This window comes from Streptomyces sp. NPDC054813 (assembly GCF_053611365.1).
This window is the reverse complement of sequence record NZ_JBSHAF010000018.1, coordinates 153,211-167,454: the sequence shown is the minus strand read 5'-3', so window position 1 is coordinate 167,454 and position 14,244 is coordinate 153,211. Positions and strand designations below refer to the sequence as shown.

Here is a 14,244-nt window from a genome sequence, read left to right as displayed (position 1 = left end):
CAGGGGGTTCGGGACATGGCAGAGGTGCCCCTCCGGACGGGAGGGGCACCTCTGCCGTCCGGCCTCAGGCGGACTTGGTCAGTGCCTGCAGCTCGCCGGTCTCGATGACGTGTGCCTGGTTCGGGAAGACCTTCTCCGTCAGGACCCGGTGGACCTCGGGGTCCGGGTCGCCGGTCGCGTCCTTGAGGACGTAGAGCCCGAAGTCGTCGTCGGCCGCCTGCCGAAGGGTGGTCAGCACCACTCCGCCGGTGGACAGTCCGGCGAGCACCAGGGTGTCTATGCCCTGCTTGCGCAGCAGTTCACGGACGTCGGTGGTGCTGGCGAAGGCGCTGATACGGGTCTTGCGCACGGTGATGTCCCGCTCCCGCACCTCGAACGACTCGTGCAGCGCGGCCTCGGGGCTGCCGTCGGCGAGGAACCCGCTCTGCGCGACGGGGGCGAAGGACTTGTTGAGCTCGGGTACGGCGGCGAAGTCCGCCGGGGCGAAGGCGACCCGGACATGGACGACCTGGACGTCGTTGGACCGGGCCCAGGACAGGGCCGCGTGGGCGCGGGAGAGCGCCTGGTCCGGGTCGGGCACGGCGGCGAGGACGGCCGGCTGGAAGTCCATGAGGAACAGGGCCGTGCGGGCGGGGTCGAGGTGCGGGGCGGTGGTGGTCATTACCTGAACTTTCTTGTCTTGCCGGGTGGTTCCGGATGGTCCCGGAGGGTTCGGACGGTTGGGGAGAGTGGTCACGGGGTGGGGTGCCGGTCGGTGTGCGCCAGCTGCCGGTCGAGGACCGTCATCACGAGGACGACGGCCGCGATGCCGACCAGCGCCCAGGAGATGTGCCGCAGGCCGGTGTCGTCGACGTGCGTGTGGAACGCGGTGCCGGTGATGGCCGCCGAGGCGATGGAGCCGATGTATCCGAAGGTGCGCAGCAGTCCGGACGCGGTGCCGACGCTGTCGTGCGGCGCCTCCTGGTACAGGACCGTCTGGTTCGCCACCGTGCCGGCCCCGGAGGTGAGGCCGAACACCGCGGTGATCGCGACCACCACGGCCACGGGCGTGCCGCCGTCCACGAACACGGTGGCCATGGCCCCCACGAGCAGCAGCACCGCGGAGACGACCAGCGGCGCGCGGACCCGGCCGCGCCGGGACACCACGCGGGCGGAGACCGCCGACAGGACACCCATCGGGATGAGGACCAGGCCCGACTGGTAGGCGGTGAGTCCCCGGGAGGCCTCCAACCACTGGGTGAGCCCGTAGAGGATCACGTAAGTACCCAGCAGGGTAAGGCCGTTGCGCAGGTAGGTGCGGGTGAGCGCGAGGTTCGAGGCGAGCAGCCGCACGTTCAGGAACGGGTTGGCGGCGCGCAGTTCCCAGGCCACGAGGACGGCGGCGATCACGACGGACACGCCGAGGGCGGGCCACTCCGGGGCGGGCAGCGAGGACAGGAACACCAGCAGCGCGGTGAGCGCCCCGCCGAAGCCGGCGATGCCGGCCAGGTCGAGACGGGAGACGAGGGCGCGCGCCGAGCGCCCGCGCCGCCGGTCGGTGTCCTGGGGGATCCAGACCGCGGCCATGACGAAGGCGACCACCGCGACGGGGACGTTGATCCAGAACGCCGTCTGCCAGCCGAGCCGGCCGACCAGCAGGCCGCCGATGGCGGGTCCGACGGCGACGGTGGCGGCGCCCGCGATCGCCAGGCCGCCGAGGACGTTGCCGGGCGGCTGCTGCATGCCGGTCGCCTTGGCCCGACGGCGGATCAGCAGCATCGCGGAGGGGTAGCCGGCGGAGGTGCCGGCCCCGATGAGTACCCGGGCCGCGACCAGCGACGGCATGTTCTGGGCGGCCGCGCCGAGGACACCGCCGACGAGGACGAGGAGGATGCCGGCGAAGAACACCCGCCGGGGCCCGAACTCCTCGGCCAGCCGGCCGGCCGCCGGCTGGGCTATCGCGCTGGTCAGATACAGGCTCGATATCAGGATCGCGGTGCCGCCCACGGAGGTGTGCATCGCGGCCGCGATCGCCACCAGGGCCGGTGCGATCACCGAGCTGTTGATCGGGTTGAGTACGGCGCCCATGTACAGCGGGGTCACGAAGGAGGCCCCGAAGGGCTTGCCCGGCGGAGACTTCTCCTGCTGTGCCTTCTCCTGCTGTACGGAGGCGGCGTCGGCGGTGGTTCCCAAGGTGCTGCTCCTCCCGTCCCGCGTGTGCGGCCCACAAAGTTAGGCAGGCTACCTGTCAAACTATAGCAGGCTGCCTGCCTATCTCGGTGGGGGAGGTGACCGGCCGTCCGCCGGTCCCGCGAGTGCGGGCCGGGTCCCGGCGGGGTCGGGGCCCGTCCGGCGGACCAGGTCGCAGGAGACAGGCCCTAGGGCCGGAGCACGATCTTGCCGTGGGTGTGCCGTTGTTCCAGGTCACGGAACGCGTCCCGCACCTGCGCCAGCGGGTAGACGCGGGCGATCGGCACCTCCAGCTCCCCGCGCGCCGCGAGCCGGGCGAGTTCGCCGACCACGACCGCGGACGCCGCCGAACCCTCCCCGTAGGTCCGCGCACCCACCTTGGCCGCGGCCTGCCAGTCCCGGATCGTGTTGATCCGCTCGGGCCGCACACCCAGCGCCACCGCCAGCTCCACATAGCCGTCGCCGAAGGTGTCGATGAAGGCGTCGATCTTCCCGCCCGCGGCCCGCCGGATCCGCTCGGCCACGCCTTCCCCGTACGTGACGGGGACGACGCCACGCTCCGTCAGCCAGGCGTGGTTCCGCTCGCCCGCCAGCCCGATCACCGTCGCGCCCCGCCGCCGCGCCAGCTGCACGGCCAGCGACCCCACGCCGCCCGCCGCACCGGAGACCACGACCGTGTCCACCGGCCCCGGATCCACCGCGAACACACTGGCGTACGCAGTCGTGCCGGCCACGTACAGCGACCCGGCCACGTCCCAGGACAGTCCCCGCGGACGGGAGACCACGTTCACGTCGTCGACCACGACGAACTCCGCGTGGCTCGCCCGGCCGTGGGTGAAGCCCAGGACTTCGTCGCCCACCGCGAAACCGCGCACCTCGGGGCCGACCCCGGTCACCACGCCGGCCAGATCGCTGCCCTGCCCGGAGGGGAACGCCGCCGGCCAGCGTCCGTGCCGTGCGCCTTCGCGGATCATCACCTCACCGGGCTGGATCCCGGCCGCGCGGACCTCGACCAGCAGCTGTCCGGGGCCGGGCTCCGGCCGCTCGACCTCCTCCACCCGCAGCACATCGATCCCGCCGTACGCGTGGAACCGCACCGCCTTCATCGTGTGATCACCGCTCTCCTCCGGTTCGGACAGGCCTCGACGGTCCTGTGCCGCATGCCGCACAGCGACCGTGCCGGCGCATTCAACGGCCCGGAGGCGCAGCTGTCTTCCCGGAAAGGTGATCCGATTCCGACCAGCGCCTCTTCTTCCTGCTGCCAGGCGCTGCCCACCGGCTGAACCGACCGAACGCGGGACCGGCGTACCCGACACGGCCCGGCCGGAGATCGACCGCTCCAACGCCGAGCTGCGCGCCCCGCTCGGCGCCGACCGTTTCACCGGCACCGCCGCGGCCCCGCAATGCCTGGCCCACTGGGAACCCTGAGCCGGGTCACCGGGGGCGCCGCGACCGGCGCGCCTCGGCCAGCGCGGGCAGCAGGGACAGTGCGACGATCACGCCGACCAGCGGTAGCAGATAGCGGTCGATGTGCGAGACCGACGAGCCCAGGGCGAACCCGGCGAGGACGAAGGTCTGCGACCAGAGCACACCACCGACGGCCTGCCAGAGGGTGAACGGCCGCACCGGCACCCCGAGCGCCCCGGCCGCCGGATGCAGCACCGACCGCAGCATCGGCACGAAGCGGCCGATCACCAGCGCCTTGCCGTACCCGTAGCGGGCCAGCAGCCGCTCCGCCCGGGCCGCCCCGGACTTCACCCGCCGACTGGAGGTCCGGGCCAGCAGCGGCCGCCCGCCGTGCCGCCCGATCAGATAGCCCACCTGGCCGCCCGCCACCGCCCCGACGGCCGCACAGACCAGCACCTGCCACAGCTCCAGCCGGGGCGGCTGGTCCGCGGTCGCCGCGCACAGCACGCCGGCCGGGAAGAGCAGGGTGTCACCCGGCAGGAAGAACCCGACGACCAGCAGCCCCGACTCGGCGAAGATCACCACCAGTACGGCCAGCGCACCGAAGGCGGCGAGCAAGGAGGCACTGTCCGTCGGATTGAAGGCGGCGATCACCGTCCTCGCCTCCCCGTCCCGTTCGCCGGTCGCTTTCCCTCAAGTGTCACGTGACGGCCGCCGGGGCGCCCGGACACGGGAGGGCGGCCGCCTCCGCCGGGGTCCACAGGGTGAGCGCGGGGCGGGTGCGGCGGCGCGGATACAACGCCCGGGCGCGGTCAGGCCGAGGGGTAGCCCAGCTGGCGTCTCATGTAGGGGGTCATCAGTGTCTTGGCCTTGGCCATGGCGGTGGCCCGGGTGCCGAGGACCGCGCTCTCGCCGAGCGGCACGGGCAGCACGGTCACCCCGTCGGCCGGGCCGAAGGGCACGATCAGCGGGGTGCGGCGGACGGCCCGGTAGGCGCGCGGCTTCTTGCTGTGCCGTCCCGAACTGCGCAGGTAGGAGAGGATGTTGTGGGCCGCGACCTCGGCCTGGGCAAGCGCGGCCGGGGTGACCTTGAGCTCGCTGACGTCGTTCACGTCACCGACCGCGAACACGTCCGGCCTGCCCTCGACCCGGAGCGTCCGGTCGACCTTGACGTGTCCCGTCCCGGTCAGCCAGTCGCCGTGCCCGGCCAGGCGCAGCCAGAGCGTGTTGGGGGTGGTGCCGGTCGCCCAGAAGGAGAGGTCGGCGGAGAGGACCTCGCCGTGGGCGTCGCGGTAGGTGCCGAAGTCGGTGCCGGGGGACATGAAGGCGTTCAGCCGGACCGTAACGTCGTGGGTCGCCAGCCAGGTCCGGGCCTTGCGGCCGGCGCGTGCGCTGCCCGTGGAGTGCAGCAGCTCCTGCCCGGAGTGCGCGAGGGTGACCCGGGCGTCCGGCCGGGCCAGCCGGATCTCGGCGCTGAGCTCGACACCGGAGGGGCCGCCGCCGACGACCAGGATGTGGTCGGCGGCGGCGATGTTGTGCTGGTGTTCGGCGAAGGACTTCGCGGCCTCGTCGGGGGTGGAGCCGACGAAGCGGGCCGGTTCGGGGTAGTCGGCGCCGGTGGCGACGACCAGCACGTCGTACGGCAGCCGGTCGCCCGTGGCGAGGGTGACCCGGCGTTCGACGGTGTCGATACGGACCGCCTTGCCCACCACCACACGGCCGTTGGCCAGCAGCCTGTCGTACGGGATGAACGGGGCGCCCGTCCACTCCGGGCGCACACCCGCGCGCAGGGAGGCGATGCGGTGGAAGAAGACCTCCTTGCGGTCCACGAGCGTGACATGTGCTGCCGTGTCCAGCTTTTTCGCCAGTCGTATGCCCGCGTAACCGCCGCCGATCACCACTACGTTGCCGTCCCGCACAGTGATTCTCCTGAGGCAGGTGGGGGGGATGGCCGCGAGCCTAACAGTTGAAACATCAAGTGCAGGGTGGGTTCTGTGAGAGTGCTGTAAAGACGCCCGCGACCGGTGCGGTCCGGCTGTCCGGCGGCGTCCGCCCGCCGTCAGGAACCGCCGTCTGGAACCGCCGTCAGGGGGCGGCCGGCACGGTCAGCGGCGGCGCGGGTGCCGGGCGGCCGCCGTGCAGCCGGCGGGTGACCTCGGTCAGGTCGGCGATGAACATGCCCGCGAGTTCGGCCGTGAACCCGGTGCGTACGACGAGACGCAGCACGGAGACGTCCTGGCAGGGCGCGGGGAAGGTGTACGCGGGCAGGTGCCAGCCGCGGGCGCGCATTGCCTGGGAGACGTCGAAGACGGTCAGGCCCTCGGTGCCGGGCGCCAGGCGGAAGGCGAAGGCGGGCAGTTCGGAGCCGTCGGTGACCAGTTCGTAGGGCGGGATGCCCTGGATGCGCATGGCCAGGGCACGGGCCGTCGTACGGTTCTGGGCCGCCAGGTTGCGCAGCCCCTCGAAGCCGTACCGCAGGAAGCTGTAGTACTGCGCGACGACGTGCGCGCCCGGGCGGGAGAAGTTGAGGGTGAAGCTGGGGGAGCGGCCGCCGAGGTAGTCGACCTCGAAGACCAGGTCGTCGGGGAGGGCCTCGGCGTTGCGCCACAGGGCCCAGCCCAGTCCGGGGAAGACGTGCCCGTACTTGTGCCCCGAGGTGTTGATGGAGGCGACGCGTTCGAGCTGGAAGTCCCAGAGCAGTCCCGGGTCGAGGAAGGGGGCCACCATGGCGCCGGACGCGCCGTCGACATGGACGGGGATGTCGGTGCCGGTGGCGGCCTGGTATCCGTCCAGGGCCAGGCAGATGTCCGAGACGGGCTCGTAGGAGCCGTCGAAGGTGGACCCGAGGACGGTGACGACACCGATCGTGTTGTCGTCGCAGTAGGCGGTGAGCGTGTCCGGCGTGAGGTGGTAGCGGCCCGGTTCCATCGGGACGTAACGCGGCTCCACCTCGAAGTAGTTGGCGAACTTCTTCCAGCACACCTGGACGTTCGCGCCCATCACGATGTTCGGGCGCGCGGTGTCCTTGCCCTGGGCCCGCCGGCGGTCCTGCCAGCGGCGCTTGAGCGCGAGGCCGCCGAGCATGGCCGCCTCGCTCGAACCGGTGGTGGAGCAGCCGCGGACCTGCTCCGGGTACGGCGCGTGCCAGAGCCGGGCGAGCATCCGAACGCAGCGCTCCTCCATGGCGGTGATCTGCGGGTACTCCGCGCGGTCCGCGAGGTTCTTCTCCGCGGTCTCCGCCATCAACTGCCGTGCCTGCGGCTCCATCCACGTGGTCACGAAGGTGGCGAGGTTGAGCCGTGCGTTGCCGTCGAGCATGAGCTCGTCGCGCACTCGGCGCCCGACCAGGTCCGGCGAGGACGCGTTCGCGGGCAGTTCGTCGACCGGCAGGAGCAGGTGGTCGACGGGCAGGAGCAGGTGGTCGACGGGCGGGAGTTGCTGGTCGGCGGACGGGAGCGGGCGGTCACCGAGCCCGAGGAGGCGGTTGACGGGCGGGAGCCGGTGGTCGGCGGGGGGGCGGGTGGTTTCGGGTTCAGGTTCGGGTTCGGGTTCGGGTGAAGCGGTCAGGGTGTCGAACTCGGGTGCGGTCATGACGTCGGTATGCGGGATGGGCATGAGTGCCTCGATGCCTTTCTGGTCCGTACGGCCCCGTGCACTCCGAAGCTAGATCGCTTTTCGGTCCGGCATCTGTGCCGATTACACCGATCCAGTGATCGATTTGCGGACTGATGAACTGGATTTTCCCATCCACATACTGGCCGGGTCGGCAGCGTGCCCCGACAGGCCGAACGGCGGTCCCGGCACCGGGACGCGGCCACGGCACGGCCGACCGCCCGCTTCGGACCGCTCCGTCGCACGACGTGGCCGGTCCCTGGCTCGGGATGACCCGGCGGGTCGTTCGCGCCGTGTCGGCGTTCAGGCGCTCGGGTCGGTGACCCGTCGGGGTGCGGGGAGGGCGGTGAGGCCGGCGCGCAGGAAGGACATCGCCGTCTCGATGTCGCGCTCCTGCGGGGCGTGGCACATCACCTCGCAGACGACGGCTGCCGCCGCGGCGGCAGCCATGCGCGGTCCGAAGTCGTCCGGCGCGTCCCCCCGCTCCTCGGCGAGGATGCGGGTGCCCTCCTGGATGACCTCCGTCAGGTGGGTGTTGGCGACGGCCTTGACCTGCGGGTTGAGATCGAGCATGCGGTCGTAGAGATCGTCAAGCTCGCTGTGGTCGGCGGCCTCGGCCCGCAGCCAGCGTTCCAGCGAGTCCACGATCGTGTGCCCCTCCGCGCGCTCCCGCAGCGCCGCGCCGAGCCGGTCGGTGAACGCGTCGAACCGCGAGGTGGCCAGCTCCAGCTTGGAGGGGAAGTACAGCGTGACCGTGCGCGGTGAGACCTCCGCCGCCTCGGCGATGTCGGCGATCGTCGTCGCCTCGAAGCCGCGATCGGCGAACAGCCGGTAGGCCGACCTGAGGATCGCCTCCCGGCGGCGTGCCTTGGAACGCTCTCGCAGACCCTCGCTCATCATGACCGGCACTTTACCATCGGACGCGTATTTACAGTCCACTGTAAAAATGCCGTACGTTGTCACTGGCCGAGTGATCGAGTGAGAGGGAAGGGAAACATGGCGTCACGCCTGTACACCTGGGGGCGATGGGCAGTACGCCGTCGCGGCGGGGTCATCGCGGTCTGGGTGCTTCTGCTCGCCGCCGTCGGTGGTCTCGGAATCACCCTGCACGGCAAGGCGACCACCGAGTTCTCGGTGCCCGGGATCGAGTCGCAGCAGGCCCAGGAGCTGCTGAAGAAGGAGTTCCCGCAGGCCTCGGGCGGCGTGGCCCGGGTGGTCTTCGCGGCCCCAGAGGGCGGGCGGCTCACCGCGCCCGGGACCGAGGCGGCCCTGGATGCGAGCCTGAAGAAGGCGGCACGGGTGCCCGGCGTCCTGGACGTCTCGGACCCGCTCAAGGCCAGGACGGTCGCCGCGGACCTGCGCATCGGCTACGCCGACGTCCGTTTCCGCCAGCAGGCCAGTGACGTGCCGCAGACATCCAAGGACGCCCTGGACCACGCGATGGCCCAGGCCCGCCACGCCGGTCTCACCGTCGAGTTCGGCGGCTCGGCGATGGACGCCAAGACCGAGGTCGGCGGACCGGCCGAGGTGGTCGGCGTCGTGGTCGCCTTCGCCGTACTGGCCCTGGCACTCGGCTCGCTCGTCGCCGCCGGACTGCCGCTGCTGACCGCCCTCGTGGGCGTGGCCATCGGTGTCCTCGGCGTGCAGTTCGTCTCCCGGTGGGTGGAGATGACCAGCACCGCCACCGTGCTCGCCCTGATGATCGGGCTGGCCGTGGGCATCGACTACGCGCTGTTCATCATCTCCCGCCACCGCGAGCAACTCGCCGACCCCGACCAGGAGGTGACGGACTCGATCGCGCGCGCCGTGGCCACGGCCGGCGGCGCGGTCGTCTTCGCGGGGGCGACGGTGATCATCGCGCTGGCCGCTCTCGCGGTCACCGGCATCCCGTTCCTGACCGTCATGGGCCTGGCCGCGGCGGCCACGGTGCTGCTCGCCGTACTCGTCGCCGTCAGCCTGGTACCCGCCGTCCTGAGCCTGTTCGGCGAACGGCTGCGTCCCCGCGCGCGGCGGACCGAGCCCGCCGACGGCCGCCCGGGGCGGCAGCGCATCCCCGGTTCCTGGGGTCTGGCCTGGGGCCGCGCGGTCACCCGCAAGCCCCTGCTCGTCCTCCTGGCCGGTACCGTCGGGCTGCTGGCACTCGCCGTGCCCGCCCGCGATCTGCGCCTCGGCCTGCCCAGCAACGCCTCGCAGCCCGTGGACAGCACCCAGCACAAGAGCTACGACCTGCTGACGGAGGGCTTCGGGCCCGGCTTCAACGCCACGCTGACCGCCGTGGTCGACATGAACGCAATCCCGGCCGCCGACCGCACGTCCACCGTGAAGTCGCTCAGCAAGACCCTCGCCGGTGACCGCGGGGTGGCCGTCGTCGCCCCGGCGGTCACCAACGCCGACTCGACCCTCGCCGTCGTCGCCGTGGTCCCCAAGACCGGTCCGGACGCCCAGGCGACCACCGATCTGGTGCACCGGCTGCGCGAGAACGCGTCCACCGTCGGCAAGGCGGGCGGCACTCTCTACATCGCGGGTACGACGGCCGCCGCGATAGACGTGGCGGGCAAACTGTCCGCCGCGCTCCCGCTGTTCGTCGCCATCATCGTGATCCTGGCGCTGCTCCTGCTGACCATCGCCTTCCGGTCCCTGCTCGTCCCCGTCAAGGCCGCCCTCGGTTTCCTGCTGTCGGTCGCCGCCTCCCTGGGCGCCACCGTGTGGGTCTTCCAGGAGGGCCACCTCAACGGCGTCCTCGACATCCCCTCGGCCGGCCCGGTGACCAGCTTCCTGCCGGTCCTGCTCATAGGCGTGCTCTTCGGACTGGCCATGGACTACGAGGTGTTCCTGGTCAGCCGCATGCGGGAGCACCACGAGCACACGGGGGACGCCGCCGAGGCGGTCACCCAGGGCGTGGCCCGCAGCGGCCGGGTGGTGAGTGCCGCCGCCCTCATCATGGTCGCGGTCTTCGGCGGGTTCGTCTTCAACCACGACCCGATCATCAAGTCCATCGGCTTCGCCCTGGCGTTCGGCGTCCTGGTCGACGCGTTCGTGGTCCGCATGACGCTCGTACCGGCGGTGATGGCCCTGCTCGGCCGCCGCGCCTGGGGCCTGCCCGGTTGGGTCGACCGCATCATGCCCGACGTGGACATCGAGGGCGCGAAGCTGCCGCGCCACGCACGGGTGGAACCCGAGCGCAAGGAGCACGAGGTGGCCGCGAGCTGACCCGAACTCCGAGGGTCCGCACCCCTGCGCAAGCATGGCAACCCGCCCGCCCGACAAGGGGAGTTCACCGAGTCGGCCCGGACGTCTCGGCCCGACGCCGTACGGCATGGAGCTGACGGGTCATCAGGGCGGCGTGCGCACCGGACGCGATGACGAGCTGCCGGTAGACCCAGCCCGCCGGCCCCGGGAACTCCGCGTACGTGCGCGCACCGAGCACCGTCCCGCCGTCCCGTTCCGCCAGGGCCAGGACCAGCGCGTACCGCGAGAACCGGTGCCGCCCGGTGAACCGGACCAGACGCCCGGGCGCCGACTCCGCCACCTCGAAGCCGGGCAGCGTCGAACCCTCGGCGAGCGGCTCCCCGGAGCACCGCCGTGGTTCGGCGCCCACCAGGTGCCCGTACACCTCCATCCCGGACGGACGTACGGACCCACGGCCGCCGTACACCGTCACGAGTGCCTGCCACACGACGGCGGAGGAGGCCTTCACGAACACGGTGTGCTCGTCGATGAACGGCGGTTCGTCGGCCATGGGCTGCGTCTCTCCAGCTCTGTCCGGGCACGGGGTGAGCCGAGCGGCTCTCGGACCGTGAGGGGCGTTTCGGACCGCTTCGGCGAGGAGGCCGCCACGGCGCTCGCGCCGACGTGGTCAGCCCATGGTCCATGACACCCGCATACCGGTGTAGATCGCATGTGTTCGTCGCCGCGTCGCCGTACGGCGCTCAGCTCCCACGGCTGCAGCATGACAGTGGTAGCCAACAACTTCCAAGAGCCTCCCCGTTCGTTCCCAGGCGTTCCCAGGCGTTCCCAGGCGTTCCCAGGAATTCCCAGGACTTCGCCAGGTGTTGCCGGGACTTCTCCCGGGCCGCCATGACGGGGGCCGACCGGCCGGCGGCTCGGTCCGTTCACCCCGTGGGCGGTGGGTACCCTGATTGCCGCGCAGATCATCGCCTTCGGCACGCTCTACGGTGGAGTCGCCAACCCCGCCCGCCGGTTCGGCCCCGCCGTGCTCGCGGGCGACACCCTGTTCCTGGCGGTGTACCTGCAGGAAAGGCAGAACGTCCGCATGACCCTTCGCTGTGCCGTACTGGACGACTACCAGGGCGCCGCTCTCGCCCTGGCGGACTGGAGCCCCCTCGACGGCCGTGTCGAGGTACGGACGGTCCGCGAGCACATCGCCGACCGGGACCGGCTCGTCGCCGAACTCACGGACTGCGAGATCGTCGTGATCATGCGTGAACGCACCCCATTCGACGCCGGCCTCCTGCACCGGCTGCCCCGGCTGCGTCTGCTGGTGACGACCGGCATGCGCAATGCCTCCATCGACCTGGCGGCCGCGGCGGCCCGTGGAGTGACGGTCTGCGGTACGGCCAGCAGTCCCACCCCGCCCGTCGAACTGACCTGGGCCCTGCTCCTCGGCCTGGCCCGGAACATCACGGCCGAGAACCGGTCGCTGCGCGAAGGCGGCCCCTGGCAGTCCACCGTGGGCCAGGATCTCCACGGCCGGACCCTGGGCCTGCTCGGACTCGGCAAGATCGGTACGCGGGTCGCACGGGTGGCCACCGCCTTCGGCATGGAGGTCCTCGCCTGGAGCGAGCACCTCACCGCCGAGCGCGCCGTCGACGCGGGAGCGCAACTCGCCCGGAGCAAGCAGGACCTGCTCGGCCGCAGCGACTTCGTCTCCGTCCATCTCGTGCTGTCCGAGCGGACTCGCGGCCTGCTCGGCGAGGCGGAGCTGCGCGCCATGCGGCCGCACGCCTACCTGGTCAACACCTCGCGCGCCGCCATCGTCGACCGGCCGGCGCTGCTGCGCGCGCTGCGCGGGAACTGGATCGCCGGGGCGGGGCTCGACGTGTTCGAAACCGAGCCGCTGCCCGCCGACGACCCCCTGCGTTCCCTGCCGAACGTACTCGCCACACCGCACCTGGGTTACGTCAGCGAGAGCAACTACCGCACCTTCTACTCGCAGGTGGTGGAGGACATCACCGCCTTCCTCGCCGGTACCCCCGTCCGGCAGCTGACGGCGTCGGCGTGACCGTGCAGGCGCCGGACGGGTCACGGTGGGTCCGGTTCAGGTCGTGGGCGCAGTCGTCGCCCGCACGAGTTCAGAAGACCCGGATCGGGATCTCGGCGGGGTCGGTGAGCAGATCGAAGATCTCGTCGTCCAGCCGGACAAGGGTGACGGATGCGCCGGCCATGTCGAGCGAGGTGCAGTACTCGCCCACGTAACTGCGCCCGACCTCGATGCCGAGCTCGGCCAGCTGTTTGTGGGCCAGGCCGTACACCAGGTACAGCTCGCCGATCGGGGTGCCGCCGAGGCCGTTGACCATCAGTGCGACGCGGTCACCGGAGGAGAACGGCAGGTCGTCCACGACCGCGCTGACCAGCTCGCGCACCATCGCGTCCGCCGGCTGCAGCTTCTCGCGCCTGCGGCCCGGTTCGCCGTGGATGCCGACGCCCATCTCGACGGAGTCGTCGGGCAGTTCGAACAGCGGTGAGCCCTTCGCGGGCGGTGTGCAGGCGGTGAGCGCCATGCCCATGGTGCGGGTGACGGAGTTGACCTTCTCCCCGATCCGGTACACCTCGTCGAGGTCCGCACCCCGCTCGGCCGCCGCACCGACGGCCTTCATCACGAAGAAGTTGCCGGCCACCCCGCGCCGGCCGACGGTGTACGTCGAGTCCTGTACGGCCACGTCGTCGTCGATGAAGAGGGTACGGACGGTCACCCCGTCGGCCTGGGACAGCTCCTCGGCCATCTCGAACGCCATGCGGTCCCCGGTGTAGTTGTTGACCAGCAGCAGCACACCCTTCGGGGTGGCGACCAGCTTGACCGTCTCGTAGACGAAGTCGGCGGGCGGCGCGGCGAACACGTCGCCCGGACAGGCGGCGTCGAGCATCCCCTTGCCGACGGTCATCACGTGCGCCGGCTCGTGACCGGATCCGGAGCCCTGCACGATCGAGACCTTGTTCTCCTGCGGGGCATCGGCACGCATGATCAGGTTGTACTCGGGCACGTACTTCAGGGTGCCGGGGTTGGCCAGGGCCAGTCCCTCCAGCATCTCCGCGACGTAGTCCTTCGGGTCGTTGACGAACTTCTTCATGCCGTAACTCCTCCTGGTCCTGCCGGTCCCGGGTGCCGGGCGGCGGTCCGGGCGCCCGGGTCCGGTGCCCGCGGTCAGTCGCGTGCGTCCCACTCGGCGGCGATGCGCTCCGCCATGACCGCGACCGCCACCGCACCCGGATCCGGCGAGCCGATGCTGCGCTCACCGGTGTAGCTCTGGCGGCCGCGTCGGGCCTGCATGGGTGCCGTCGCGTCGGCCGCGGCACGGGCGGTCGTGGCGGCCAGGGCGGCCAGCTCCGCACCGCCGGCCGCCGGTTCCCCGTCGGCCAGTCGCCGCTCCAGGGCGTCGGTCATCGGTATCAGCGCGTCGAGCAGCGTCTTGTCACCGACGTCGGACTTGCCCCGCGCCTTGATTCCCTCGGCGGCGGCCCGCAGCATGGCCACCGCGTCGGCGGCGTTCAGCTCCGGGCGGTCCTTCACGGCCCCGGCGGCCCGCAGGAAGGCGGTGCCCCAGAGCGGCCCCGAAGTGCCGCCCACCCGCTTGGAGATCACCAGAGCGACCTTCTTCAGGAGTTCGGCCGGCGTCTCCGAGACGAGGGAGTCCCAGTCGGCGAGCACGATCTCGAAACCGCGGGCGAGCGAGTATCCGAAGTCCCCGTCTCCCGCGACGGCGTCGAGGTCACTGAAGGACCTCTCGTTGTCCACCGCGGTCCGGGCCAGGGTCCGGACGACGAAGGCGAGGTCGTCGTCGGGCGTCGATGACGATGGCATGACTCTCCTGACTGCCG

General features: G+C 71.6%; 12 protein-coding genes. 2 read left to right on the top strand and 10 right to left on the bottom strand.

All coding sequences use genetic code 11. The annotated features are described in order from the left end of the window. Nucleotides 1–64 precede the first annotated feature (64 nt). The 7 genes from ACWGJB_RS32290 to ACWGJB_RS32260 all read right to left on the bottom strand — a co-directional run bounded on the left by ACWGJB_RS32290 (nt 65) and on the right by ACWGJB_RS32260 (nt 8,088). Nucleotides 65–661, bottom strand: coding sequence for a cysteine hydrolase family protein (locus ACWGJB_RS32290; protein ID WP_453383582.1), 597 nt, complete (start codon nt 659–661; stop codon nt 65–67). Nucleotides 662–732: 71 nt separating this feature from the next. Continuing rightward, on the bottom strand, nt 733–2,172 hold the full coding sequence (locus ACWGJB_RS32285; RefSeq protein ID WP_453383581.1) for an MFS transporter: 1,440 nt from the start codon (nt 2,170–2,172) through the stop codon (nt 733–735). A gap of 185 nt (nt 2,173–2,357) precedes the next feature. Next, the gene (locus ACWGJB_RS32280; protein ID WP_453383580.1) at nt 2,358–3,275 is read right to left on the bottom strand and encodes an NADP-dependent oxidoreductase; all 918 of its coding nucleotides are present in this window, start codon (nt 3,273–3,275) and stop codon (nt 2,358–2,360) included. 328 nt (nt 3,276–3,603) lie between these two features. After that, nucleotides 3,604–4,227, bottom strand: coding sequence for a DedA family protein (locus tag ACWGJB_RS32275; RefSeq protein ID WP_453383637.1), 624 nt, complete (start codon nt 4,225–4,227; stop codon nt 3,604–3,606). Between the two features lie 161 nt (nt 4,228–4,388). Beyond that, a complete protein-coding gene (locus ACWGJB_RS32270) occupies nt 4,389–5,495 on the bottom strand; it encodes an NAD(P)/FAD-dependent oxidoreductase (RefSeq protein ID WP_453383579.1) in 1,107 nt (368 codons plus the stop codon). A gap of 166 nt (nt 5,496–5,661) precedes the next feature. Then, entirely contained in the window at nt 5,662–7,191 is a 1,530-nt protein-coding gene (locus ACWGJB_RS32265; RefSeq protein WP_453383578.1) for a glutamate decarboxylase, read from the bottom strand. A 300-nt stretch (nt 7,192–7,491) separates the two neighbouring features. Further along, nucleotides 7,492–8,088, bottom strand: a complete 597-nt coding sequence (locus ACWGJB_RS32260) for a TetR/AcrR family transcriptional regulator (protein WP_453383577.1) — start codon at nt 8,086–8,088, stop codon at nt 7,492–7,494. A gap of 96 nt (nt 8,089–8,184) precedes the next feature. Here ACWGJB_RS32260 and ACWGJB_RS32255 point away from each other — a divergent pair, with 96 nt between their 5' ends. Beyond that, the gene (locus ACWGJB_RS32255) at nt 8,185–10,398 is read left to right on the top strand and encodes an MMPL family transporter (RefSeq protein WP_453383576.1); all 2,214 of its coding nucleotides are present in this window, start codon (nt 8,185–8,187) and stop codon (nt 10,396–10,398) included. 64 nt (nt 10,399–10,462) lie between these two features. Here the strand turns inward: ACWGJB_RS32255 and ACWGJB_RS32250 are convergent, their stop codons facing one another. After that, the gene (locus tag ACWGJB_RS32250) at nt 10,463–10,927 is read right to left on the bottom strand and encodes a hypothetical protein (RefSeq protein ID WP_453383575.1); all 465 of its coding nucleotides are present in this window, start codon (nt 10,925–10,927) and stop codon (nt 10,463–10,465) included. Between the two features lie 534 nt (nt 10,928–11,461). Here ACWGJB_RS32250 and ACWGJB_RS32245 point away from each other — a divergent pair. Beyond that, the gene (locus ACWGJB_RS32245) at nt 11,462–12,430 is read left to right on the top strand and encodes a D-2-hydroxyacid dehydrogenase family protein (protein WP_453383636.1); all 969 of its coding nucleotides are present in this window, start codon (nt 11,462–11,464) and stop codon (nt 12,428–12,430) included. Between the two features lie 70 nt (nt 12,431–12,500). Here ACWGJB_RS32245 and dhaK read toward each other — a convergent pair whose 3' ends face one another. Together dhaK and dhaL are read right to left on the bottom strand one after the other, a co-directional pair. After that, a complete protein-coding gene (gene dhaK / locus ACWGJB_RS32240; protein WP_453383574.1) occupies nt 12,501–13,496 on the bottom strand; it encodes a dihydroxyacetone kinase subunit DhaK in 996 nt (331 codons plus the stop codon). Nucleotides 13,497–13,570: 74 nt separating this feature from the next. Next, complete coding sequence (gene dhaL, locus ACWGJB_RS32235) at nt 13,571–14,227, bottom strand: dihydroxyacetone kinase subunit DhaL (RefSeq protein WP_453383573.1); 657 nt, start codon at nt 14,225–14,227, stop codon at nt 13,571–13,573. Nucleotides 14,228–14,244: the final 17 nt, after the last annotated feature.